This window comes from Vibrio methylphosphonaticus, from assembly GCF_023634655.1.
Lineage (GTDB): Bacteria > Pseudomonadota > Gammaproteobacteria > Enterobacterales > Vibrionaceae > Vibrio > Vibrio methylphosphonaticus.
Genome location: NZ_JAMKMS010000002.1, coordinates 303,463 through 327,557, shown reverse-complemented (window position 1 = coordinate 327,557; position 24,095 = coordinate 303,463). Strand labels below are relative to the sequence as shown.

General features: G+C 44.1%; 22 protein-coding genes. 8 read left to right on the top strand and 14 right to left on the bottom strand.

Annotated features, from left to right (window positions below):
• Positions 1-67: 67 nt before the first annotated feature.
• The 4 genes from M9196_RS03785 to M9196_RS03770 all read right to left on the bottom strand — a co-directional run bounded on the left by M9196_RS03785 (position 68) and on the right by M9196_RS03770 (position 4,862).
• On the bottom strand, positions 68-946 hold the full coding sequence (locus M9196_RS03785; protein WP_250616191.1) for a DMT family transporter: 879 nt from the start codon (positions 944-946) through the stop codon (positions 68-70).
• Positions 947-1,203: 257 nt separating this feature from the next.
• Positions 1,204-2,238: a porin gene (locus tag M9196_RS03780; RefSeq protein ID WP_250616190.1), complete on the bottom strand. Its 1,035-nt coding sequence runs from the start codon at positions 2,236-2,238 to the stop codon at positions 1,204-1,206.
• A gap of 290 nt (positions 2,239-2,528) precedes the next feature.
• Positions 2,529-3,566, bottom strand: coding sequence for a porin (locus tag M9196_RS03775; protein ID WP_250616189.1), 1,038 nt, complete (start codon positions 3,564-3,566; stop codon positions 2,529-2,531).
• Positions 3,567-3,794: 228 nt separating this feature from the next.
• The gene (locus M9196_RS03770) at positions 3,795-4,862 is read right to left on the bottom strand and encodes a porin (RefSeq protein WP_250616188.1); all 1,068 of its coding nucleotides are present in this window, start codon (positions 4,860-4,862) and stop codon (positions 3,795-3,797) included.
• Between the two features lie 710 nt (positions 4,863-5,572).
• Here M9196_RS03770 and M9196_RS03765 point away from each other — a divergent pair.
• Together M9196_RS03765 and M9196_RS03760 are read left to right on the top strand one after the other, a co-directional pair.
• Positions 5,573-6,646 (top strand): porin, encoded by a 1,074-nt coding sequence (locus M9196_RS03765; protein ID WP_250616187.1) that lies wholly within the window; start codon positions 5,573-5,575, stop codon positions 6,644-6,646.
• Between the two features lie 412 nt (positions 6,647-7,058).
• Positions 7,059-8,111, top strand: coding sequence for a porin (locus tag M9196_RS03760; protein ID WP_250616186.1), 1,053 nt, complete (start codon positions 7,059-7,061; stop codon positions 8,109-8,111).
• A gap of 183 nt (positions 8,112-8,294) precedes the next feature.
• Here M9196_RS03760 and M9196_RS03755 read toward each other — a convergent pair whose 3' ends face one another.
• Genes M9196_RS03755 through M9196_RS03730 form a run of 6 tightly spaced genes read right to left on the bottom strand, consistent with a single transcriptional unit; the run spans position 8,295 to position 15,459 of the window.
• On the bottom strand, positions 8,295-9,953 hold the full coding sequence (locus M9196_RS03755; protein ID WP_250616185.1) for a BatD family protein: 1,659 nt from the start codon (positions 9,951-9,953) through the stop codon (positions 8,295-8,297).
• Positions 9,953-11,908, bottom strand: a complete 1,956-nt coding sequence (locus M9196_RS03750; protein WP_250616184.1) for a VWA domain-containing protein — start codon at positions 11,906-11,908, stop codon at positions 9,953-9,955. The genes M9196_RS03755 and M9196_RS03750 overlap by 1 nt, the downstream gene beginning before the upstream one ends.
• A complete protein-coding gene (locus M9196_RS03745) occupies positions 11,901-12,866 on the bottom strand; it encodes a vWA domain-containing protein (protein WP_250616183.1) in 966 nt (321 codons plus the stop codon). The genes M9196_RS03750 and M9196_RS03745 overlap by 8 nt, the downstream gene beginning before the upstream one ends.
• A gap of 2 nt (positions 12,867-12,868) precedes the next feature.
• Positions 12,869-13,471, bottom strand: coding sequence for a DUF4381 domain-containing protein (locus M9196_RS03740; protein ID WP_250616182.1), 603 nt, complete (start codon positions 13,469-13,471; stop codon positions 12,869-12,871).
• Complete coding sequence (locus M9196_RS03735) at positions 13,468-14,478, bottom strand: DUF58 domain-containing protein (protein WP_250616181.1); 1,011 nt, start codon at positions 14,476-14,478, stop codon at positions 13,468-13,470. The genes M9196_RS03740 and M9196_RS03735 overlap by 4 nt, the downstream gene beginning before the upstream one ends.
• Positions 14,479-14,502: 24 nt before the next feature.
• A complete protein-coding gene (locus tag M9196_RS03730; protein WP_250616180.1) occupies positions 14,503-15,459 on the bottom strand; it encodes an AAA family ATPase in 957 nt (318 codons plus the stop codon).
• Between the two features lie 705 nt (positions 15,460-16,164).
• Here M9196_RS03730 and M9196_RS03725 point away from each other — a divergent pair.
• From M9196_RS03725 to M9196_RS03715, 3 genes are all read left to right on the top strand, one after another.
• Entirely contained in the window at positions 16,165-16,365 is a 201-nt protein-coding gene (locus M9196_RS03725; RefSeq protein ID WP_250616179.1) for a restriction endonuclease subunit S, read from the top strand.
• A gap of 299 nt (positions 16,366-16,664) precedes the next feature.
• Positions 16,665-17,342, top strand: a complete 678-nt coding sequence (locus tag M9196_RS03720) for a LuxR C-terminal-related transcriptional regulator (protein ID WP_250616178.1) — start codon at positions 16,665-16,667, stop codon at positions 17,340-17,342.
• 182 nt (positions 17,343-17,524) lie between these two features.
• On the top strand, positions 17,525-18,109 hold the full coding sequence (locus tag M9196_RS03715; protein WP_250616177.1) for a DsbA family protein: 585 nt from the start codon (positions 17,525-17,527) through the stop codon (positions 18,107-18,109).
• A 428-nt stretch (positions 18,110-18,537) separates the two neighbouring features.
• Here the strand turns inward: M9196_RS03715 and M9196_RS03710 are convergent, their stop codons facing one another.
• From M9196_RS03710 to M9196_RS03700, 3 genes are read right to left on the bottom strand one after another with little or no spacing between them, the layout of a single operon-like run.
• Positions 18,538-19,374 (bottom strand): CsgG/HfaB family protein, encoded by an 837-nt coding sequence (locus tag M9196_RS03710; RefSeq protein ID WP_250616176.1) that lies wholly within the window; start codon positions 19,372-19,374, stop codon positions 18,538-18,540.
• 17 nt (positions 19,375-19,391) lie between these two features.
• The gene (locus tag M9196_RS03705) at positions 19,392-19,802 is read right to left on the bottom strand and encodes a curli assembly protein CsgF (RefSeq protein WP_250616175.1); all 411 of its coding nucleotides are present in this window, start codon (positions 19,800-19,802) and stop codon (positions 19,392-19,394) included.
• Between the two features lie 10 nt (positions 19,803-19,812).
• Positions 19,813-20,298: a curli production assembly/transport protein CsgE gene (locus tag M9196_RS03700; RefSeq protein ID WP_250616174.1), complete on the bottom strand. Its 486-nt coding sequence runs from the start codon at positions 20,296-20,298 to the stop codon at positions 19,813-19,815.
• A gap of 393 nt (positions 20,299-20,691) precedes the next feature.
• On the opposite strand from M9196_RS03700, the gene M9196_RS03695 reads away from it, so the two are divergent.
• From M9196_RS03695 to M9196_RS03685, 3 genes are all read left to right on the top strand, one after another.
• Positions 20,692-21,258 carry a curlin subunit CsgB gene (locus M9196_RS03695; protein ID WP_250616173.1) on the top strand — a complete coding sequence of 189 codons (567 nt, stop codon included), beginning with the start codon at positions 20,692-20,694 and terminating at the stop codon, positions 21,256-21,258.
• Between the two features lie 89 nt (positions 21,259-21,347).
• A complete protein-coding gene (locus M9196_RS03690; RefSeq protein WP_250616172.1) occupies positions 21,348-22,208 on the top strand; it encodes a hypothetical protein in 861 nt (286 codons plus the stop codon).
• Positions 22,209-22,226: 18 nt separating this feature from the next.
• Positions 22,227-22,541, top strand: a complete 315-nt coding sequence (locus M9196_RS03685) for a hypothetical protein (RefSeq protein ID WP_250616171.1) — start codon at positions 22,227-22,229, stop codon at positions 22,539-22,541.
• A gap of 52 nt (positions 22,542-22,593) precedes the next feature.
• Here the strand turns inward: M9196_RS03685 and malK are convergent, their stop codons facing one another.
• Positions 22,594-23,703, bottom strand: a complete 1,110-nt coding sequence (gene malK / locus M9196_RS03680; RefSeq protein WP_250616170.1) for a maltose/maltodextrin ABC transporter ATP-binding protein MalK — start codon at positions 23,701-23,703, stop codon at positions 22,594-22,596.
• Positions 23,704-24,095 lie beyond the last annotated feature (392 nt).

Genomic DNA, 24,095 nt, shown 5'->3' with positions numbered 1-24,095 from the left:
TGTCCATATAAGTATAAGAACGCTCGTATCACCGAATAATTTCACATGACATGATTATTTTATGAACTTACTTTTTAGACTTTGTTTCCCAATGAGTAATAAATGCGATGGATGCAATAATAATAGCAGCGCCAACCCACAAACGCCCAGGCGGAACCCAACTAAATACTAGCCAACCAGCAAGAACGTTCATAGGCAGTTTAGCGTGGTCAAAAGGTTGAACGAATGAGGCGTCGGCAACGGAGTATGCTTTCACTATCGCCCATTGAGCGAATGCGGTTAGCGCCCCTGCACCAATAAGGTAAACCCAAATCAGTCCCGTAGATGGCAGTGACCACGTAGGCAGCGCTAACATGAAATTAAATGGGGTAATGAGCAGCAATAAATAGATCACCATGGTAGATGGTGCGTCATGTGCAGATAGTTTTTTGACCATTAAAGAATAACAAGCCCAGAAAAAAGCCGCCCCAACCGGAAGCAACGTCGCCCAGCTAAAGGAATCGGACCAAGGCTCTAAAATCACCAGAGCACCGATAAAACCGCATATTGTGGCAAACCAGCGAGCGTATCCCACTTGTTCTTTGAGTATTAGCCCGGAGCCTAATGTTGCAAAGAGCGGGGAGGTCATCAGCAACGCGATCCCTTGCCAAATAGGTACTGGGTAAGCCAGCGCCCACATCCATAATTGGATACCTATAACAGAAAGCAGAATACGGAAAAGGTGCGCGCCAAAATGTTGGGTGCGGAGCGAGCGAAACAGTCCAATATTGCGAAGGGTTGGGAGAATCACAATAAGTGCAATCGCATATTGAATGAGAGCGATCATGGTCGAAGACATGCCATGATTAATGCTAACAATTTGGGCAATATTGTTGACTAAAGCAAAAGCAGCGCCAGCGGATAGCATCCAAACGGCGCCTTGAAGAGGGTGATGTGGCTGACTCATAGTAGGTTTTCTTAGTTTTGGTTGGCTGATATTACTATGGAAACCGTAATTTACCAATTGCCTAACAGCAATACCGGGCTCTTTGTTAAACGAAGGGAGTACGCACAAAAATCGATATGGGTGTGATAAAGAAAATAGCAAGGGGTTGTAGATTAAGTTTAGGGCAACATTAAAGCAATGCAGGTCGCGTGCTCAACGCGACCTGCATTACTCAATTCGATTAATCCGTAACGGCCAAAGTAGACCAATCGCAGCCGTTAGAAATCGTAGCGAAGACCTAGGCGAACCGAGTTTTCTGCATCGACATCTTTCAGTTTTGCAGACTCACCCTTTTTAAGGTTGTTGAGCTTAAAGGCTAAGTAGGTACGAAGGTTGCTGTTAAACTTATACTGACCAGTCAGTTCATAAAAATTGGTTTTCTCTTTGCCGCTTGATGCGTCGGTGCTGTCTTTTTCTGTATTTTGGTAGGCAGCTAACACTGAAAATCCGTTACCGATTTTATAGGCTGCAGATAACTCTGCACCCTTGAAGTCTTTGCCATTTTTATCATCAAGTTCACCTTGAGTATAAGTACCACCAAGCTCAAGACCACCGATGGCATAGCTTAAGCCTGCAATGGTTTGCTTCGCGTTACCTTCATCAATACCGTTATTTTGGCCATTCCCATTCTGTGCGTAACCCAAACCAAGAGCTAGACCAAAAGGAAGGCGATATTTAGCTGCCACACCCGCGCCATCCGTGTTTTTGCCAGAACCTAAAATAGCGCTCGCTTCTACGGTAAGTGCGTCCATAAAGTCTGCAGAATACTTGACGACATTATTTACTTGCTCGTTACCAGCGTTAATGAATTCTTTTTGAATACCGGTATAGATCTGACCATTATCCGACATTTGAGAGATGATAACGCCAGCGGTATCTTGTTTACCTAATGAAACGGCACCAAACTGGGTATCGAGACCAGCAAACATGTAACGTTGCTTGAATTTATTCGCATCGCTACCATCGTCTTTGCCTCCAGAGCTTACTACGGCATGCTCAACTTCGTACTTACCAAAACCAGTAAGACTATCGTTGATTTTTGTTTGACCTTTGATGCTGAGTCGAGCACGGCTTTTGTTTTCCATGCTTCCATCGATGGTTTGACCATTGTCTTTACCGCCAAAATCACCACGAAATTCCATACGACCGCCAACGTCAAGCGATGTTCCGTCTTTGCTATAAACTTCTGCTGCGCCAACGAGACTAGACATCAATGTTGAAACTACTGCACCTGCTACAACTGTTTTTTTCATTTAAAACGTACCTTGGTTATCAAAAATGAGGCTTAACCCTCAAGAATGGAATCACGGTAGATGAGCTATATGAAGGAAATATGGCAGTTTTTTTAAGTTAATTTATTGATTATTCAGTTGTAAGTGACTTGTGAGCGGTATGTGGTTTTATGTGTTACCAAGTATTGTTAACGACTATTATTGTGGTGGTTACGCTTGGTTTGGTGAGTATTATTGAATGGAGGAATAAAAAAAGACCAGAGATAGCAGCTCTGGTCTTGAGTATTGAAAGATGGAAATAGTAGGGTGACTTAGAAGTCGTAACGCATACCTAGACGAACAGTGTCCTCTGCTGCGTTGCCATTATTACTCACCTCTTCAGCGCTGCGGTTGTCTAGTTTGTAAGACAAGTAAGTGCGTAAAGATTTATTGAAGTGGTATTGACCTGTTAGCTCATAGAAGTCGCTCTGCACGAATTTATCACCGTCGCTCGCCTCGAGTTCTTGTTTTTGATATGCCGCCATAATGCGGAAGCCGCCGTCAAATTTATAAGTTCCTGATAATTCGACACCAGAGAAATCAACGTTGTCATCTTGGTCAAATTTGTATGTACCTTGAGTGTATGTACCACCAACAGTTAGATTTGCAATTGAATAACTCAAACCACCGATAACTTGATCCGCAGAACCATCTTCGGTAATCGTATTTCCGGCTAGCTTAATTTCAGTGAAGTCATTCTGTGCATAACCAAGACCAAAATCTAGACCAAACGGCGCAGAGTAGATACCAGAGATACCGTAACCATTTTCATTTTTCTTTTCTGCGGCAATCACACTTGCGTTTAGAGAAAATACATCGGCGAAAACATTAGAGTAGGCAATCGCATTGTTTGCTTGCTCATCACCTGCGGCGATGAACGTTTTTTGAGCGCCAGTCCAAATTTGACCATCATCCGACATTTTAGAAATCTGTACGCCAGCTGTATCTTGCTTACCAAACGAAATGTCACCAAACTGAGTACCGATACCTGCGTACATGTAACGTTGTTTGATGCTTGTTGTTGCAGCATTATCACCTGAAGAATTAACACCTTGCTCTGCTTCATAAAAGCCAAAACCAGTTAGACTGTCAGAAATTTGAGTTTCAGCGCCAACATTGATACGAAAGCGAGAGCTGTTTTTCATCGTACCGTCAATTTCTTCACCTTTGTCGCCAACGAAATCACCACGGAACTCGGCACGACCGCCGATTTTAAGAGAAGTCCCGTCTGAATTGTAAACTTCAGCTGCAAGTGCTGAACCAGACATCATCACCGCCACTACTGCGCTTGCTAAAACTGCTTTTTTCATCTTACTTTTCCTATTAAGTATTTATAGACATCATGTCTTTTTGGAATGCAGGTAGGTTATGGGGGGGATATGACAGATAGATGTGAGTTATATTACACTTTGATTTAATTGGGTTTTTGAATGCTGAATGTGTAAGTGATTGTTTCTTCAGGTGTGCTTTTGTAAACAAAAAGGGCGAATTGCTCGCCCTTTACATTGGTAACATGACTTAATATCTAAACAGAGGGACTAGAAGTCGTAGCGTAAGCCCAGACGTAAAGAGTTGTCAGCATCCATATAAATAGGATTAGATGTTGTAGAGTTTGAGGTTACTGTTTGCTTGTCTTCTGCTTTCAAATTATTGAACTTGTACGTGATGTAGGTTCTAATTGACTTGTTGAAGTAATAAATGCCAGTTAACTCATAGTAGTCACTAACATTGAATTTCGCACTGCCGTCAGGGTCAATTTGGCCATTTTGGTAGCCAAGAACGGCTTCAAAATTATTCTCAAATCGATACTGCGCCACGAACTCAACACTGTTAAAGTCGTTATTGCCCGCGACTTTTTTAGACCCTTCGCCTTGTGTATAGGTTGCGGCTACGTATAGCCCTTCCCAGCGGTAATTAAGGCCACCAAGGAATTGCTTAGAGTCCTGAGCATTATTTCCTGGATTCTCGTTAGCGGCATAACCAAGACCTAAACCTAAGCCAAACGGCAGGGTGTACAATCCAGACAGTGCCCAACCATCTTCGTTTGCCGCATTCGAAGCAAGTAAACTGGCTTTCACAGACAGCGCGTCCATGAAGTAACCCGAATAGTTAATCGCATTATTGATTTGCTCATCACCAGCTTCGATAAAGGTTTTCTGAATCCCACTGTGTGTTGTCACGGTATCGGTCATTTGCGATATTTGTACGGTTGCCGCATCTTGCTTACCAAACGTCACATCTCCACCGTTAGTTGAAAGACCGGCATACATATAACGCTGTGTAAAAGCGTTATTCTGAGCATTTTGAGCACTGTTGGATCCCACGCCACTGCCGTTTACAACAGTTTGTTCAGCCTCATAGAATGCGATACCACTAAGACTATCAGTGATTTTAGTCTCGCCGCCGACGTTAATACGGACACGAGATTTGTTATCCATGGTTCCATCAAGTTCACTTCCTGAAGCTTGACCTTGAAAGTCACCACGAAACTCCGCACGCCCACCAATGCTTAGTGATGTTCCATCCGAATTATAAACCTCTGCCGCTAATGCTGAACCAGAGACGAGTGTTGTCGTAATCGCTGCTGCGATGGCTGCCATTTTCATAATTATATTCCTTTAATTTGTATCACCACTGCAATGTCGCCATTGCTATTTACCAATGCCTGCATACACATCAGTAACTAAAGCAAGAATAGAACGGCATTCGGAACTTTCCTTATCCTGAAGTGGAGAGTTCATTTTTTGTACTGATTTTGTGATCTATAGCTCATATATAGTGTGCTTCATTGGCATTTTTATAAACAAATTCATGTTTGGGGAGAGTGAATGGCTTATAAACAGGTAACTCGTGGAGAGGGAGAACGATGATTTTTACACCGTTGCAACCTAGCTTGTCTGTTATTTGTCCGCAAGGTTAAGCACAATCAAGAACGCTAAATGGTTGAAATCACGTGCAAGAAAATAGTCATAGAAAGATTAGAGAGCGTAAAGATAGGTGTTTGGAAAGGCGAATTTAGCTAAAAATGACTGAAATTCACGCTTATTTATGTTGTTTTACCTTTTTTATATTTATCTTAAGTTGTTGAAACTATAGCATTTACAAAAATAGAAAACAGTGTTTTTAATCTTTTACGTCTTTTTATGAAAGCTTTGGGAACTTTAGGGTTAGAGTGATTTCCGTCATGTTAATCCAGCGTTACAGCAAGCGGGTTACATGCATAGGTGTTATGTCTGTGTACGTAACAGCTTCATGTACGTTATGTCATTCATTATGTAGATGTATGGCGCACAAAACTTGAAATATGGAAATCCCAATGAACAAAAAATTTATCGCACTAGCAGTGGCAGCTGCAGCATTCGGTACTTCTGCACAAGCAGTTGAGCTTTATAACAAAGACGGTTCTACTTTCGCAGTAGGCGGTCACGTTTCTGTAGGCGTAATGGACGCTGAATCAGAAGCAGCTGGCGTAAACTCTGTTTCTCCGCGTATCAACTTTGAAGCGACTCAAGATCTAGGCAACGGCTTTACTGCTGATGCTAAAGGTGAGTGGGCGCTTAACATGCTTAACGGCGGCGACAACTCTTTCACTACTCGTCTTGGTTACATCGGTGTAAGCCATGAAGAGATGGGTCGTGTAGCAGTAGGTACTCAATGGGCACCTTACTACAATGCTGGTGGTGTTGCGGATCTTCCAATCGCTTTCGCGAATGACTTCCTATACGACAACCACGGCGCGCTAGGTACTGGCCGTGCTGACGCTATGCTTGCTTACTCAAATGCATTCGATTTTGCTAACGCTGGCGCATTCAACTTTGGTCTAGGTTGGCAAGGTGCCACTGACGTCCAAAATACATACAACAACGCAGATACTGCTAAGTATAACTTCGGTCAACGTGCACAAGTAGCTCTTGGCTATGATGTTGCTGGCTTTGGCGTTAACTACGCATACACTGGTGGTGATATCACATCTGCAACAGAGTCAGTTGATGATAAAGCAACATCTCACCTAGTTTCTGCTAAGTATGGTACTTACGGTAAAGGTATTTATGTAGCTGGTGTTTACGCAATGAACCAATACATGAATAGCTACGAAGGCTACCAAGTAGATGACACTAAAGCTTATGAAGCGATTCTAGCTTACGGTCTATCTAACAGCCTAAACCTATCGATCAACTACGAATCTGTTAAATATGACGGAGATCAAGGTGGTCAAGGTTACAATGGCGAAACTATCTACTCAACCACAGCAATCCAAGCTGAGTACGACGTAACATCTCGCATGCGTGCATACGCAGGCTACGAATTTGACCTAGAAGGTACAGGCAAGTTCAAAGAAGACAACACTCGTGACAACGTATGGATGGCAGGTGTTCGTTTCTTCCTATAAGGAAAAAATGACCATTTAGCTCCAACAGTTTGATGAAAGCCGCTCCTTGTGAGCGGCTTTTCTGTATCTGGCGTTTGCGTGCTGAATGTCAGTTATTGCAAGTGATTCACATAACGAATGAGAAAAAGGAAAGAAAACCTAGTAAAAGGTGGGTAGATCTCATGGTTTATAAATCTTTAGTTTTAAGTGGTTGTTTTAAAGGTAGTAAATGATGGTGTGTTGATCTTCTAAAATTTCAGTTTGTTTCACGACACATTCGGGAACTCTCAATTTAAAGTAATTCCATATTTCAAGTTCACGTTTTTAGTGTCTTTAACCCCGAATCGCCTGCCAGCGTTTCACGTTAAAGAAGCCCTTTAAACACCTATCGAGCGACATCGTTCGATAATAAGCCGTCAATATGGAAATCGTAATGAACAAAACACTATTAGCACTTGCAGTAACAGCTGCTGCAATCGGTACTCAAGCAAACGCACTAGAAGTGTACAACAAAGAAGGTACTCAAATGTCTATCGGTGGTCACGCGACTATCGGTCTAACGGGTGCTCACGCTGGTAAAGATGCACGTGTTGAAGAGAAATCGCCACGTATCAACATCGAAGTAATCCAAGATATTGGTCACGGCTTCAAGGCAGACTTCAAAGCGGAATGGGCGATGAACATGCTTGAAGGTGGCAAAGACACATTCAAAACTCGTCTAGGCTACATTGGTCTTGGTCACGAGACTTACGGCCGCATCGCGGCGGGTACACAGTGGTCTCCGTACTACATGGCGGCAGGTGTTGTTGATACGCCAATCGGTTGGTCAAACGATTTCCTATACGACAACCAAGGTATTTTTGGTACCGCTCGTGCGGACAAACTAGCGGCTTACTCAAACACAATTGATTTCGATACGGCTGGTGCACTAACTATCGGTGCTGGTTGGCAGGGTGCAAATTCAGTCGTTGATCCTAAAGACGCTAACAATACATGGATCAGCTCTACTAACCGTGCACAAGTTGTTGCTGGTTACACTATTGCAGGCTTTAACGCTAACTACGCATTTAACAGTGGCAACATCACTGAGCGTGGCGTAGCTAAACTTGCTGATTCTCACCTAGTATCTGGTAAGTACGGTAACTTCGGTTCTGGTCTATACGTTGCCGCTACACTAGCAAGCAACAAGAACATGAACTCGTTTGATAGCAAACTTATCAACGAAACTGAAGCATTCGATTCTATCCTTGCTTATGGTCTAGACATGGGTCTTAACCTAATTCTTAAGCACGAAGAGATGAAAGACACACAGAATGACGTTCGCGTTAAGTCTGGTACGTCTGTTCAAGCTGAATACACAATCTCTCCACGTCTACGTGCATACACTGGCTACAACTTCGACAACCAAGGCGAAACTGGCAGCACAGTTGATTACCGTAAGCGTAAAGACAACCAATTCATCATCGGTACTCGTTTCTACCTATAAGCGATATCCGATGCTAACAATGAGTTAGTCATTGCTGAAAGCGCCCTATTAAGGCGCTTTTTTTATACCGCGTGTTTCTAACCTGCGTTATAGCAGTGCGCGATTCATAGCCATTACCGTGAACGTTAGCCTCAACGAAATGGACTTAACGGAACACAGCACTCAGCAATGAGACTTAATGGCTTACAAGTGAGCCAGTTCAGAGCTTTTATCCGAAACGCGACAGCCTTCAATTAGCGCGAGCACTGCTTTGGTGTCGTCGTTGTTTGTGCAATTTGTGTTGTTCTCTTCGACCAATACGCTGCGGCTCATCTGCGTTAAATACGCTTGAATATTCTCGACGTCTTGCGCTAATAACCCCGGATTTTCTTTCACCCACAAATGAAACGCAGATTGCGCCTTGATGGCATTTTTATCTTTAATCGCTTGTATTAACTGTTGTTTATGAAGCAAGTTTGGTTCATGAAGCGAATCACGACTGTGGCTCGATAGGGAGCCAGAACCTAAAAGAGACGCTCGTTTGTGAGCGCGATACCACATCAATGTTGAAATTACCCACAGCACACCAAGTACACCACTTAGGTAAGGCCAAAATCCAGAATCTTGCACGACGGTAACGGTGGACGAAGGCGAACCGCCATTTAATTCTAAAGCGGCCGCTTCATCACTTTGCTCAACGTTAACTAAGAGACCCGTCAAAACGGATTGATCGGCTTGGTTTGTATCCGTATTCCACCAATTTATCGTCAGCTCAGGGAGGTGGTATTCTCCCGTTTTCTTGGCAATTAAGACTTGCTTAGTTGTCATGGTTACTGAGCCATCACTGTTTTCAACAAACGTCGGTTTTTCAGGGTAGACACGAAACCCATCGGGATTTTGTAGTGCTAAGTTAGGAAGCTGATTTGCCGTCAGACCCATTGCCTGTAAGGTAATGGTTCGGGTGAGCGCATCGCCAGTTGCCATGTCAGTGTGTGGCGTGGACACAAGACTACCATCTGCGCGTTGCCAAGATTGCGTCAGTGAAAGTGCAGACGTCGGTAACCAAACCCCTTGATAGTGCTCTGGAATCGGCTGTACTGTTAAGGCGAGTGTGGGTGCTTCAGGGTTAAGTGTTAGAATTTTGGTTGTTCCACTGCGGTTATTACCATAGAGCACGCCCCCGGAAAGTGTTGGCGCATGAAGCGTAAATGCCCCGGCATTCTGCGCCGTGACTCTGTACTGTTGGTCGATGATTAACACGTCCATACCGTCTAGCACCGCTTGATACTGCTTAGGCTCACCAACCGGCGCTAATGTTACGCCGTCAGCACGTGGCTGGACCATTTCTGGGTTTTGTAACAGGCGGGGATCCACTTTGACGATTATGCGCGTGTCGAGCAGGGTACTTTCTTTCGGAAACAGAGTTTGCTTGCCAATCTGTGTTCTGACTTCAATCATGTCATCGGTGGTTGGTGTTTGTTCGTCGATGGTGACGCTTAAGGTTATTGGTGAGGTTTTTACTCCGTCCACATCAAAACTAGGGATGGTGATTTTCCCAATTCGCTGCGGGGCGATGGCAATGGTCCAGACACTGCTGTCGGTGCGCGACCCGTTGAGAATGTTTACCGATGAACTGAAGTTGGGACGTCCGGTGTAAAAATCATCGCTCAGGTTGTCAAAGGAGACTTTGCTCCCGTCGAGTTTCTCGTCGGCGACGATGCGCAGTTGAATGACTTCGTCCTTACTCACTTTGGTTTTATTAACGCTAGCGGTAACGGTTAATGCCCAAGAGGGAAAGCTAATAAGTCCACACAAAGTGAGCATTAGGCTTAGGATCAAAGGATGCAATTTCATGTTTTTCATTACCAGTTTTTCCCTTGGGCAGTCGGTTGCTCTCTATCTCGAGCTTGCAATAACATTTGGGCTTGAATGAGGCGGCTCGGATCTCGCGCGGATTCTACTTGTTCGAGTTGACGCAATTCTGGATCCAGTGCCTCTAATTGGTCGCGTTGATCGAATGCATCACTGGATAGAGTATCGCTCTTAGCATCCGTTTCTTGGGGAGCTCCCCCTGCCTGATCTTCGGTCATTGTGTCTCGTTTCTTTGTTTGCTGTTGTTCATCACCAGGTTGTTGCCCTTGCGTACTACTTGGCTCGTTGGATTCGTTTGGCGCTTGTTTTGATGTTTGCTCTGACGCGGGATCTTGCTCGGTATTTTCTTTACTTTGCGCAGCGCTAGCTTGTGAAGCGTCAGTCTGTGAAGAGTCTGCTTGCGACATGGAATCGTGATCGTTTTGTGACCGTGAAGCATCGGTGTTGCTTTCTTCACTGTTGCCGTTGTTATTATTCTGTTCGGGTTGTCCGTGCTGATCTGAAGAATCAGACTTTTGTTGCTGTTGCTGTTGCTGTTGCTGTTGCTGTTGCTGTTGCTGTTGCTGTTGCTGTTGCTGTTGCTGTTGCTGTGCTTGTTTAACCGTCGCTAAGTCTTGCTGCGCTGCTAGGTTGTTTGGTTCACGTTCTAGTACGGTTTCATAGCGTGAGATGGCGTTATCAAAATCCCCATTTTGGGCGTAGGCATGCGCCAAATTGTGAATGCCTTCGGTCGTATCGAGTGATTGCCACGCTTTAATTGCACCAGGGTAGTCGCCCGCTTCATATTTGGCGGCGCCTTGCCATTGTGCATCGGTGAACTCGTTCGCCGCTTGCTCGAAGCGTTTGTCTTGAAAGGCCTCATACGCATTCTGGTCACTATTTTTAAACCAACCAATCATAGGGGACGCCTTTACAGGATAAGGGGTGGAAACGAATGCGATAAAGAACAGGGGCAGAGTGAAGATCAATCCTTTTCTAAACAAAGGTAGCATGAGTAACAAGACGACAGGCAGTAACCAAATCCCGTTGTTGACATGGGTGGTGACGGACTGGTTGGTGCTATCTTGCTGTGAGCCACTGTTAAACGAGGAACTGATTGGCGAGCGGACAAGTTGTTCAATATCGCTATTGTTGCTTTGGTAAGTGCTAAACTGACCGGCGTGAGTACTGGCGACTTGTTGTAGAGCTTGAAAGTCGGTCTTCGCCACCACCGTTGTCCCAGCTTGATTTTTTAGTAATGAGCCATCAGGAAGAGGGATAGGTGCGCCAGCTTTGGAGCCAAAAGCCAGTACTGACAGAGTCCAATGGCCATCGCGTAGTAACGCTTCAATATTGGATGTTTCTTTATCGCTGAGGTCATCAGCAAACAATATGATTTCCCCTCGTTTAGCCCCCCCTTGTTTCATCATGGTGATGGCTTGCTCTACCGCTAGATCAGCTCGAGCTCCCTGAATTGGCATAATGTCAGGTGAAAGATGCTGAATTAGGTTTTTTAATGTCGCTGAATCGGCAGTGAGCGGACTCAGGGTATAAGCGTCTCCCGCGTAAGCAATAAGACCTGTTTGCCCTTGTTTGAGCAGTGGTAATAGATCTTGAGCCTTATATTTTATTTGAGCAAGGCGACTGGGTTTAATGTCATTGGCATAAACCGATTGAGACATATCCAGCACCAATACTCGCGCATCGTCAGTGTGCGAGGCGGGTACCGCATGCTTTTGAAAGCTCGGTCCGGCGATGGCGGTGATGACGATGAAAATAAGCACAGAAATCGCAGGTAAACGTAATTGGTGCCCTGGTTTTACGCGAGTAAAGTGCGCGGCTAAATGAGGCGCCATCAAAGCATTGGAACGGCCATTGCGTTTTAACCAGCTTAGCAAGGCTACGCCGATGATCGCAGGGAGCAGCAACCATAAAGCCTGCGGATAAAGGAAAATAAAGTCAGACATCGTCTCTCCTAACGAAAAGTAGCGCGCTAAGTAACATCAAGGCGAGTGACGCTGGTAACCAAAACCATTCGGTTTGAGGTCGCCAACTTTGTGTCGCTTGAGTGATTGGTTGCAGTGCGTTAATCGTGTCATATATTTTGCTAAGATCTTGCGCATTTCTGGCTCGAAAATAGTCACCGCCAGTCATGGTCGCGATCTGAGTTAACGTTTCCTCGTCTAAATCTTCTGCAGTATTAATCGTTCGAGTCATGAAAAAGTCTTTCACCTGCATTTCACCAGCGCCTACACCAATGGTGTAGATCGTGGTCTGGTATTTCTTCGCAATTTCAGCCGCTTTTATCGGGTCGATAACGCCAGCGTTGTTGCTGCCGTCGCTGAGTAAGATCATCACTCGCTGTGGTGCATCCCCGTCGATAAATGTTTTTGTCGCAAGCCCAATTCCTTCGCCAATCGCGGTTTGTGTGCCAATCAACTTTAAAACGGTCTGATTCAGTTGTTGTTTGATGGTTTCTCTATCAAACGTGAGCGGTGTTTGCAGGTAGGCATGATCAGCAAAATAAACCAACCCGATACGATCTCCTTTACGCTTATCGACAAAGTCAGAGACGACGTGCTTCACCGCGGTTAGTCGGTCTATGTAATCCCCTTGAAACGCCATGTCTTCTTTACTCATTGAGTAAGAGAGATCAATAACCAGCATCATGTCTCTATGTTTAGGCTGTATCTCAATGGGTTCACCAAGCCAAACTGGACGAGCGCTGGCGATGATGAGCAGTAACCATGCACTGATTGCCAATAATTTCCCCACATTTCTCACACGATTTGCTTGCTCTGGAAGTGCAGTCAAATGCGGCAAAATGATGCGGGTGGAGGCGACATTTGGCGTCAGTATTTTATGAGCAAAGTAGGGCAGTGGGGTAAGAAAGAACATCCACCACCATTCAAATGACAGTGACATGTTTAGCCCCTATTCCAATTGCGGTACTTGCGTTTTGGCGGCAGTGCTTGTTGAATCCAGCGTTCACAATCCGCGACTAGCGTATGGTGTTCTATATCTTGATGCGAGACCGCTGGTATGGCATCGGCGTCCTCTTTATTTCTGGCTTGAGCATGATCTTTGACATTAGTAAGGGTTGCACCATTGAGCGTTTCAGAGCGATGAGAGCTATAAGCATGTTTCGAGCAGTAAAGTGCCTGATTCCACTGTGTTTGATTGGGAAAAAAGAGACTCTCTGCCAGTTGTGAATCTAAAAATTGATACCAACTTTGGCCATTTAATTTCGCAATATCTTGCCTAGGGTAGTAACTGAGCGCCGCTTGTCGAACGACTTCAATCGCGGAAGACGGCGTTAAGGTGTCCCGTTCTATCTTGAACAAATTAAGCGCGGCACGTTTGGCTCGTGTTTTTTGTTTGTTTCGTCGGTAGCAAAATAGTGCGCCTACGATAATGAAAGCGAGAACTAATCCCGAAATCCACCAACCCGGACCAAGGGGCCACCATGATGGGGCTGCCGGTAGGGTCAGTGAACTCAGTTCTAATGGATGCGATATGGTTGGGGTCATGATTGGCGTTCTAAAATTTGTTGAAGTAATGGCGCACCAGTGGAAATCTGCGATAAATGTATCCCAAATGATGCGAGTTCATATTGAATGCGGCTGTGATGGTCAAGGTACGCTTGTTTGATAGCAGCTCGCGTACGAGCGCTACTCATGTCGAGTGTCATGTCATTGATTTTGCCACGAACCCGTTGCAGCCCTTTGCTGTTGCACTCGGCGATATCGAGTGGATCGTAGAGTTGAATGGCGCGCACTCGATTGTGCTGAGAAAGGCGCTTAACCGTGTCAAAATCATGGGCTGTGGTGGTAGAAAAATCACTAATAAGTACGACTTCGCTGCCTTTTCGACAAAGATTACTCAGCGCATCAAATGCCTGGGTTTTGACGTCACTTTGCTCTTGCGGCGCAAAGGCGGGAGCCTGTTCAGCCTTTGCGCTCATATTGGGCTCAAGTTGGCGGTTGTGCGTAGACACGATGGTATTAAGAAGCTGGTATACCGCGCCTTTAGATGACGAAGGTCGTAACTCAATAAGCCGATCCTGAGTTCGTATTACTGCACCGACCCGGTCTTTATTCGCAACGGCTACCCAACATAAAAGGCTAGCCAAATGACACAGCTGCACAGACTTAAGTAACAGTTTAGTGCCACTAAATAGGCTCGGTGTTAAGTCAAGAAACAATACAACAGGTCGCTCTCGTTCTTCGGAAAACAGTTTGGTGTGCACTTTGCCCGTGCGCGCCGTGACCCGCCAGTCTATTTGCCTAACATCATCGCCGGCTTGATATTGCCTGACCTCAGAGAACGTCATGCCACGCCCTTTGTGGGGGCTTAAATGCGCCCCGTTAAGCTGCGACCACAAACTCTTTGCGGGTGGTTGCCACCGTTTGCCATGAGTTTGGTAAAAGGCGAGCTCGTCTACGGTTAAGCTAACACCGTTACAGGTAGGTAAGTTCCCCTGCTCAATCGCCTGTTGTAAGGGACTCACTTGATTTGATCGACGTTGAAAAAACATAACTGCCTACCGCCTAAATGTTCGTTACGCAGAAGCAACAGTGCTAAGAAGTTCGTCAACCACATCATTGCCAGTGATCCCTTCTGCTTGCGCGTGATAACTCAGCAGTAGTCGGTGGCGTAAAACAGGGTAGATCACTGCGTGGATATCTTCAGGGCTAACGAAGTCTCGTCCGGCCAACCAAGCATGGGCGCGGCTTGCTCTATCCAAAGCGATGGTGGCACGCGGACTCACCCCCATTTCTAGCCATTTCGCTAATTTGTCACTGTACTGAGTCGGTTGACGAGTCGCGATAATCAATCGAACGATATAGCGTTCAATGGTATCGGCCATATGTATGGAGAGCACTTGCTGTCGAGCGGCGAAGATTTCTGATTGTGAAATCGTTTGTTGGGGTGGCGTGTTGTGCCCTAGGGCTTCACCGCGATTAAGCTTTAAAATCGCCAACTCACTCTCTGCGTCAGGATAATCGACATCAAGATGCATCAAAAATCGGTCGAGTTGTGCTTCTGGTAGGGGATAGGTGCCTTCTTGCTCAATAGGGTTTTGCGTTGCCATGACAAGAAAAAGTTCAGGTAATGGGTAAGAGGTTTGCCCGACACTGATCTGCTTCTCAGCCATTGCCTCAAGCATCGCAGCTTGTACTTTTGCAGGTGCGCGGTTGACCTCATCAGCAAGCAGTAGCGAATGGAAAATTGGACCTGATTTAAACTCAAACTCGCCACTCTCAGGGCGATAGATATCGGTGCCAGTTAAGTCGGATGGCAATAAATCAGGGGTAAATTGGATTCGATGAAAGCTCCCCTCAATACAATCTGCTAGTGCCTTTGCCGCCCTTGTTTTAGCGAGTCCAGGAGGGCCTTCAACAAGAATATGTCCATCGGCAAGTAATGCGATTAATAACTGTTTGACCAGTGCTTCTTGACCGATAACCTGTGATTCTAAGTAATGTTGAAGCTGTTGAAAGGCTTGCTTAGGCATGGTTAGTTTCCTTGTTCAATCGGTATCGACTCAATACGTGCGATATACCTGAATATACGTGATATGCCTTAAACATGTATGCATACCCGCGTCGGGCGATGGTCGGTACTTTTAAATTTAATGGTCCGGTAAGGCTCGTTGTATTGGCTAAATCAACATCATGGCACCGTTTTACTGTTAGATTCTGCTGTTGTGTTGATCGCCAAAGTTATCGTGGCCTTTATTGCTATTATTTCCAGTATGCTCGCGTACTACAAAGTAAGCGTGGCTTGTTTGTCTGGTGAGCCTTAAGTAAGTAGTAGAGGCTCGATAAAGCCGAAAGTTCCATTTGTTATGTCATGAGACAGTAATACCTCGGTTTTTCAGCTTCATAACCAAAATGTCTCGTATCATTTTTCTCAATGTGCGCATTAGCACCGATAATGTAGGGGCTTCTTTATCATTGTTCAATCCCCTTGTTATGACACTTGCTATGGTATTGGACGATAGAGCGTAAACTGGCGAGATCGTAACCGCTATGTAGGGGCTTTAAAGAGGTTCACGTGGTTGCATCTTTCCATGTGCCTGCTTTCGGACAAAACGGGCGGCGTATCATTGTTTAGGACAAGAGATGATGCGGCGTTGCTAGCCTCGTAATCGTAAAACCAGTAAACTAGCCAGAATTTGACACATCTTATTTATGAAACTTAGTAAAGGTAATAGGCGATGAGTGATTTTGAGAAAGAACTAGAGGCAATGTCCACTCAGACAGAAGGTGAGCCAGAAGTCTCTCTTCCTTCAATTGAAGAGCAACGTGAAATTGCGCAAAAGCTCAAACAGTTAGAAGCGGAAGGCAAGTTGACTCCTGAAATTTTAGAGCAGTATTTCGGCAAATTTAGCGACAAGAACGCAGCGCCGTTACACTAATTACGCTTAGCAGTGTAACCCTTATTCACGCGGTGTCATTCACGACACCGCGGCTTTATCCTCTCTAATATGAATCTACGCGATTAAACGTTGTGCTTAAACGTTTATCACAAAAAGTGAACAAACTACTTAATAAGCGTATACAGTCTCACTCCTGAGACGCTATGGTTAACCAACTGATAATAATGTTATTATTGCTACTTCTTGGCTTAGTGTCTCATAGCCGACACTTGACGAATGTAAATTACAGGTTAACTTTAGAGTTAATTCTCGGAACCTATACAGACAGGGAGTGTGTTATGTCGACCGTAGACGTTAAGACCCGACAAGCGATTTTGTTGGCGGAAAATAATCTACAGTCAAGCTTACTTAAAGACTCAATTGAGCAGAAGGTTGATCTTCAGATCAAGCTTGTCTCTCCAGAGCGTTTAAGTAGTTGTAAGCTTAGCTTAAAGGAATACAGTTTTGATGTCGTTATTGTTGATCATCAAGCTATGACGGACAAACATATCGAGAGGTACCAAGATCTTCGGGAAAACCTGAGTGCTGAAGCACAAGAAGTGCTGATTAATACATCACCAGACCTTTCTCATGCCGATATGCTGAAATGGCAGCATTTGGTGGGGATATTCTATTCAACCGATAATCTTGACAAGCTGGTAACAGGCTTTGAGTGTATTTTGCGTGGTGAAATGTGGATGAGTCGAAAGTTAGTGTTTGAATACATTAAGTTTTATCGGGGCAGACAATGCGCAAAAACCAGCCCTTACTACTCAAAGCTAACCAAAAGAGAACAGCAAATTATCAAGTTGCTTGGCGATGGGGCATCTAACACACAAATTGCGGATTCACTGTTTGTCAGTGAGAATACGGTTAAGGCGCACCTACATAACACCTTTAAAAAAATAAAAGTGAAAAATCGTCTTCAGGCGTTACTGTGGGCAAAAAATAATATCGCATCGAATGAGTTTGTTTAACGGCATGTTTGATTAGGCTTCACTTTCTATATCAAGGCAGTGATGATAAATGACATAATTGTTCTTTTATCATCACTGCCTTTTGACCTTAGTTCATTTCCCTCCAATTCTATTCCCTTTACATTTTATTGATTAAGCTCGTTTGGTTATGGTAGCGACCTGTTTTTATCTGGAGTTTACCAATGAAATCAATCTTTATTTTAATGGCACTCATGCTGAGCCATTTTGCGTCTGTCGCGTCGCCATACCAAGCGGGACTGCACTACTTAACATTGTCTCAGCAGCCAACGATTGAGCCGCAAGTGATGCTCTTTCACTCTCCATTTTGTGGGCCTTGTGCTGTGGTGCATGATCCCCTTGTACAAATCGCTGACAAACACAATGCCGAGTTAAGAGAGATCGTTGTTGGCATGGGACCGCTTGGCAGAGATGTACAAGAAGCGTTCATCGTTGCAAAGGAGCAAGGTCTAGAAAATAGATTTATGGGAGCGCTGATACGTCGAATCCATTTTAGGAAAAATCAAGCCCCTGAGTATAGGCAAGACTTAGTGAGTGTTCTAAAAAAGTGTGGGGTAAACCAAGATAAGTTTATAGAACAATGCCAATCTATTAGTGTTCAAGTTGAGGACTTTAATCGATTAGTGCAACGTTATCGGATTAGGTCAACGCCGACAATCATCATCAATGGTAATAAGCAGGTGGTTCTACATCAGCTAAACAGTTTTGATGAACTGGAGCAGTTGATTGAAGAGCTTTTGGCTTCATGATGCTAGAGGGAGAGCGAGATCGGTTAGGATAGTTTGCTTCAATGATTGAAGTGTTAGTCCGCTTGCCGTTTCTTACTGGTATGCCACTGATTCATTAATCGTCGTAGTCATGATAATACCAATTCGGCGGTTTAATGGAGGCGATAGTCTGTGATTATATTTTTGCGAGGGTTGTAGACAATCGGCGCAATCGTGACAGCTCAAGTATCGAATGGTAGGAGTGACAGCGCGCCTGAAGTAAATAAAGAAAATAGGGCTACGGGTAATATCCATTTTCCGCATAGCCCTATTTTGTTAATGTATGTTCGAGGTAATAATCTTTTCAACGTTTGTTACTTATGAACAATTATTTATGCTGACTCTATTATTAATACTTCGTAATTTTATTGAGGCTACTTGCTAATGCAATAGTCTTCTTTTCTTCGTTATCACAGTATTTCAGTTGTGGCATTGGAGTACTTAGCAATAATTGGGTTATTGTTTGCTTCGGGGTCGTTTGATGACCACATCCCACGTTCCATTCCTTTAATGATGAGATGAATGACGGCAGCATCAATAGCCGACATAATGGCAATGTTAACGGGTTCGTTATTACTGTATCCCATCTCAACTTCTAGCAGCTCTTTGTAATCAATGAAGCGGAAAGCGCCGAGACCCACTTCGTGAGAAGAGATAGTTTTAGACGTCGTAATACTTAATAATACCTGACCACTTCTCACATCAACGGCACGAAGGTTTACCGTTACTTGGTCGGTTCGATATTGTCCTGATGCACCGACACCAAGGTACTTAGCGCCTAAGCCACCAGTCCGAATATTGGAATCGTAGGCAACAATTCCCCCTTCAATAACCACATTAGCGGAATTCAAAGAAGATAAGTCTGCGCCGTGGTTGGAAATGACTTTATCTTTTTTCTGAGCGGCACGGATGATCTTACGTTCGGTTAGAAGGTTTTGTAACCCTTCACGTTCTAAAGGAATGAACCATTGAGAATCCAACAAGGATGTTGTGAGCAAAGACGTCCCTCCCTGCGGTACAGCAGTAGAGAAATTACTGTTAGGCTGAGGCTTATATTGTCCGGTTTGATCTCTAAAATCGTAAACAGACACGAGAATTTTTCCCGCTGGTTTTGGCAGTGCAATTAAATCCGTATAGGTAGCGCCGCGTGGCATGAGTTTCGGCTCTGCAGATGTTTCTGGTATGTCGAGAGATGTCGCGCAGCCTCCAAGCAGTAAAGCGAGGCTTAAATAAAGTAGACCTTTCATAATACGTTCCTTGTAAATTACAGGTCGGGGTTAAGACCGGAAACACTAATTTCAGTAGATTCTCCGGTTGCCTTATCAACAATTTGTACAGTAAGTAATCCGTTAGTGTCTAACACGTTAAGAAAGAAATCGTCGGTCTCTAACTGTCCGGTATTACCGTTGCCTATATCGGCGAGTAACTGACTGATCAACCTGGACTCCAAGCTCGATGCTAGGCGTTCAAGTGGCGACTCTTCTTCAAAATCAAACGAACTGGAATTTGGATCCTGATAGTCATTAATTGCGTTGGCATGATTAATTAAAATCGTACTGTTTAATGGGTTCCCGCCGAAACTAGGGTTTACTGGGGTATAAACTAATTCACTTGCTAACGCAAAGGGTGAAGCTAATGCGAAGACTAAAATTGTTCTGGGTGATAAATTTGCCATCCTTGCCGCCTTAAAATTCATCATGTTCGAGATCGAAAGTATCCATATAGAGACGCTCAGCTTGCCAACGTATTATGTAGTTACCTACGACCTGTATAGCATCGCCCGCTCTATCCTTCGCTAATCGTCGACCTGGTGATAGAGCGGTCCGGTAAATAGCTTTACGAGAGTGATAAACTTCGATAATGCTACCTGAGAGCGCTGTAGGGATTTCCTTAATAGTGAGATTTTCTTTAAGGTTTGGATATCTGTCGTTAAGTTGTTGAGAAAAGAAAAAATAAAAATCTTCTCCTAACCGAGTTATAGTCCTATCGACAATCACCCCATCAACTTCGCTAAAATCGTTGAATGGTGCCTTAAGTTTATCTCCTTGCTGGCTTTCTAGTCTTTTCCCATTTTCTAACGGTTCGCCGTTCTCCAACTTGCTGTGCGCCTTAGTGACAACAATAGAGGAGAGAAGCAAAATAACTTTCAATGTAAACAGTCGTGTTTTCATGGTGTGTCCCATTCAAAAATCCGTTTAAAAAATGAGAAAGTACGTTTTGAAATTACTCTAAAGGCTAACTCAGTTCTTGAGGTTTAAACATAAACTTCAGGTGTAGTTGAGCAACAATATATTTCATACTTTGGTCAACGTATTAACGGTGACAATACACCAATATTCTGATTATTTATTTGAGTAAATCAATTTTAGTTTAGGGTTAGATTCCCAGTGAAAATATAAGATTATCCCAGTGTGACAAGGGAGGGCGATTTTACGTTCGTGTCAAATGAGTGATTATGGAGAGCTCACATGAAAGTGATAGGGAGCACGACAAGTTTTCGACTGAGTAGGCTAGCAAAGGCATTTTTCGTTTGTACAGGGCTTCTAGCTAGTTCAGCACCTATAATGGCTAATTCGTTATTTTTTGCTCCAAACGGAGGGGTCGAATCTACCGGTGATTTTCTTCACGGAGTGGGTCAAGACGTGATTAACGACTATAACGATTTGGAATTTGGAAATAACGATATAGATAACTATTCAGAAGTGAATATAACTAATGCGACAGACTCTCTTGTCATTGTCTCTCAGGTCAAAGCAGGATTTGGGCGAGGTAATAAGTCGAGTGTCAACCAAACCGGTGTAAGTAATACAGCCATTGTTGGTCAAATAGGGAGCGGAAATGTTGCTTATATAAGTCAAGACGGAGATGGCAATGCAGCTGGTATCGGACAGCTGGGCATGCATGGCGAGGCTTTAATTAACCAAGATGGTAACAACAACTTGGCTGTAATAGGGCAAGCAAACATGATTTATCCATCAAGTAAACTCAGCGTTAACCAAGAGAATGACAATAACATTGCATTTGTTGCTGGTTCCGGTGGGGCTGATTTAGGTATTTCGCAAGATGGAGGAGATGCAGCCATTATAAATGCATCGGGAGCGATGAGAATTTATATAAACCAGACTAACTAGATAAATTAGGTTGGAGTGGTTTAGTAAATGGCTTCTTTTTATAGAAGTCTTAATCGACATGGAAACATAAAAGGAACAAGGAAATTGATATGAAATTATTAGCATTATCGGTAGGTTTAGCACTAGTATCTACGGCTGCTTTTTCAGCAGGGCCCCCAACAGGAAAAGAGATTAGTTTTAACGGCTATGGTCTTTTGTCAGCTGCTGACAAAGACAATAAAAGTGTGATCAAACAAGCTAATGATCAGGGTACCGTAGTTAAGGTAACTCAAGGTCAATTGGGTGTTTTCGATGGTAACCGTTCTGCGGTTGATATCCGTTTACAAAGCCCTGGTAACAACAATAACGTCAATATTAATCAATCCGGAAATAGAAGCTACAACGACTCATTGGTCAAGATTGCGGGTAAAACGGGTGGAGCTGACGTAGACATTGACCAACAAGGTCACGCTAACGATTCTGTTGTATACATGGCGAATGATGAAGATAATTCTAAAGTTGATGTGATGCAGAACGGAATTGACCACTGGTCGCGCGTCAAATCGACAGGTAAGAGCAAATCAAACCGCACATTTGTTAGCCAAACTGGTATTCAAAATGATTCTGAAGTCAGTTTTGATGATGGGTCGTCTTCAAATCTAGTTAGAGTAACCCAGATGGGGGCGGACCATGACTCAGATGTTATATTGGGTGCTGGTTCTTCTGACAATAGAATCTTTGTAGATCAAGGCAAGAACACAACCCGTTACAACAATGAATCGATGATTGATCTGTACGCTAGTAATGAAAATAGAATCAGAGTTAATCAGCGTGGCAACAACAACTGGTCAAATGTTGATTTAGACAATGCTACTAACAACACCATCAGTGTTACGCAAAGCTGGGGTGATGTGTCGAATGTAGTTCAGTCAAACTCAATGAATACCACTGTAACCGTGTTGCAGAACTAATACGGGATGATGATTACATTGGAACTAAAGACGGCACTAGTTGCCGTCTTTTTGACCTCACTAAGTGCGTTTGTGTTAAGTGATACAAGAGAACCTTTTTTTTGTACCGTTGGCAATACATCAATAGAGGTTGGCTTTGGGGAAACAAGCAATCAAGTAGCTATTAAAATCGAAACTGTTACTCAGTCTGAGTTTTATGTTGAGCAGTCCTCTGGTAGCGCGATTTTTGTTTTTGATGAAACAAGCTTTCCACTCAATATAATAGAAAAAACCGGGCAGACATGGTTCGTTGAAAAAAATTGTCATATAACAAAGCTCCCCCAGTCTAAATAAAAAAGGAGGAGCTCTACAAGCAAAGGTGTTCGATAGTCTCTCTTAGAGCGGCTTATAGACCCGCTTCTTTATACAAACGGCGACACGCACGGCCATCACTATGGAATAAGTGACAACGGTGAGCTGGAATACCGATGGCGAATTTATCCCCGGCTTCAACAGACAACGTATCCGGCTGACGGAAAATTACGTCGGCATCCGCGCTTTCAAGGTTAAGATACACTTGAGTTTCGTTGCCAAGTTTTTCAACGATCATCACTTCACCTTCCACTTTTGCATCAGCGTCGTCGGCGCGCAATAGATGCTCTGGACGAATACCTAAAGACATGCGATCGCCTTTGTTTACGGTGGTACCATCGACTGGGATCCAGAACGAATCGCCATCAGAAAGCTGAACCTTTACTTGCTCAGCTTCCACATCTTCTATGGAAACACTCATAAAATTCATTTTTGGTGAACCAATGAAACCGGCAACAAAACGGTTTTCAGGGTAGTGGTACAGTTCTAATGGCTTACCCACTTGAGAGACCCAACCTGCATCCAATACCACAATTTTGTCGGCCATTGTCATCGCTTCTACCTGATCATGTGTGACATAAATCATGGTACAACCAAGTTGGCGTTGTAGCTTAGTGATTTGCGCACGCATATTGACACGAAGTGCAGCATCTAAGTTGGATAGTGGTTCGTCGAGTAGGAATAGGTTCGGTTGAGACACCAAAGTTCGACCGATTGCGACACGTTGACGTTGCCCACCAGAAAGTGCTTTAGGTTGACGCTCTAAAAGGTGACCTAGTTGAAGGATTTCAGCAGCGTGCTCGACACGACGATCAATCTCTGCTTTGTTAGCTTTCGCCAGCTTAAGACCGAAAGACATGTTGTCATACAGATTTAGGTGAGGGTACAGTGCATAAGATTGGAATACCATACCAACCCCACGCTTTGACGGTTCAACGTCATTCATGCGTTCGTCACCAATATACAAATCACCGGACGTGATGTCTTCCAAACCTGCAATGCAACGTAATAGCGTTGATTTACCACAACCTGACGGCCCAACAAAAACAACAAATTCACCTTCGTTGATTTCTAGGTCGATGTTCTTGGAGATCAGTACGTCACCGTACGCTTTACTAACATTTTTTAACGTGACACTCGCCATGTAGCTCGTCCTCGATTCATTTTTATTACTTTCTGCTGGTCATTATAGAGATAATTTGACCGCTGATAATAGGAAATTGGTCATGAGTTCGGTATTGGCGTGTAATATGAAAAATAGAACGCTTCTATTCTCACCAATACTCCTAGATGGAAAGAAAAAGGGGTGGCGCTGTACGATAAGCGCCACCCTCAAAGCCAAAACATCATTCGTATCCCCCGACACAGAATTGAAGCGTCCCCCGTAAACAAAATAGCTACTTGTGCTTCAATGTGTGACTACGTAATGACTCCGGCGATGTAAAACCAGCGCTCTAACCTATGAATGAGCCTGCTGGAAGGGTTCTTGCCATCCACTCTTGGATGTCTGCAGTTTCCTTGAATCATGTAATCTAG

Bases quoted from the DNA above. Each gene is read 5' to 3' on its own strand.
- M9196_RS03735 (WP_250616181.1), bottom strand. From the start codon at position 14,478: ATGTTTTTTCAACGTCGATCAAATCAAGTGAGTCCCTTACAACAGGCG.
- malK (WP_250616170.1), bottom strand. From the start codon at position 23,703: ATGGCGAGTGTCACGTTAAAAAATGTTAGTAAAGCGTACGGTGACGTA.
- M9196_RS03770 (WP_250616188.1), bottom strand. From the start codon at position 4,862: ATGAAAATGGCAGCCATCGCAGCAGCGATTACGACAACACTCGTCTCT.
- M9196_RS03725 (WP_250616179.1), top strand. From the start codon at position 16,165: ATGAGTGATTTTGAGAAAGAACTAGAGGCAATGTCCACTCAGACAGAA.
- M9196_RS03710 (WP_250616176.1), bottom strand. From the start codon at position 19,374: ATGAAAGGTCTACTTTATTTAAGCCTCGCTTTACTGCTTGGAGGCTGC.
- M9196_RS03760 (WP_250616186.1), top strand. From the start codon at position 7,059: ATGAACAAAACACTATTAGCACTTGCAGTAACAGCTGCTGCAATCGGT.
- M9196_RS03765 (WP_250616187.1), top strand. From the start codon at position 5,573: ATGAACAAAAAATTTATCGCACTAGCAGTGGCAGCTGCAGCATTCGGT.
- M9196_RS03775 (WP_250616189.1), bottom strand. From the start codon at position 3,566: ATGAAAAAAGCAGTTTTAGCAAGCGCAGTAGTGGCGGTGATGATGTCT.
- M9196_RS03740 (WP_250616182.1), bottom strand. From the start codon at position 13,471: ATGACCCCAACCATATCGCATCCATTAGAACTGAGTTCACTGACCCTA.
- M9196_RS03700 (WP_250616174.1), bottom strand. From the start codon at position 20,298: ATGAAAACACGACTGTTTACATTGAAAGTTATTTTGCTTCTCTCCTCT.
- M9196_RS03755 (WP_250616185.1), bottom strand. From the start codon at position 9,953: ATGAAAAACATGAAATTGCATCCTTTGATCCTAAGCCTAATGCTCACT.
- M9196_RS03745 (WP_250616183.1), bottom strand. From the start codon at position 12,866: ATGTCACTGTCATTTGAATGGTGGTGGATGTTCTTTCTTACCCCACTG.
- M9196_RS03715 (WP_250616177.1), top strand. From the start codon at position 17,525: ATGAAATCAATCTTTATTTTAATGGCACTCATGCTGAGCCATTTTGCG.
- M9196_RS03730 (WP_250616180.1), bottom strand. From the start codon at position 15,459: ATGCCTAAGCAAGCCTTTCAACAGCTTCAACATTACTTAGAATCACAG.
- M9196_RS03690 (WP_250616172.1), top strand. From the start codon at position 21,348: ATGAAATTATTAGCATTATCGGTAGGTTTAGCACTAGTATCTACGGCT.
- M9196_RS03720 (WP_250616178.1), top strand. From the start codon at position 16,665: ATGTCGACCGTAGACGTTAAGACCCGACAAGCGATTTTGTTGGCGGAA.
- M9196_RS03780 (WP_250616190.1), bottom strand. From the start codon at position 2,238: ATGAAAAAAACAGTTGTAGCAGGTGCAGTAGTTTCAACATTGATGTCT.
- M9196_RS03705 (WP_250616175.1), bottom strand. From the start codon at position 19,802: ATGGCAAATTTATCACCCAGAACAATTTTAGTCTTCGCATTAGCTTCA.
- M9196_RS03750 (WP_250616184.1), bottom strand. From the start codon at position 11,908: ATGTCTGACTTTATTTTCCTTTATCCGCAGGCTTTATGGTTGCTGCTC.
- M9196_RS03695 (WP_250616173.1), top strand. From the start codon at position 20,692: ATGGCTAATTCGTTATTTTTTGCTCCAAACGGAGGGGTCGAATCTACC.
- M9196_RS03785 (WP_250616191.1), bottom strand. From the start codon at position 946: ATGAGTCAGCCACATCACCCTCTTCAAGGCGCCGTTTGGATGCTATCC.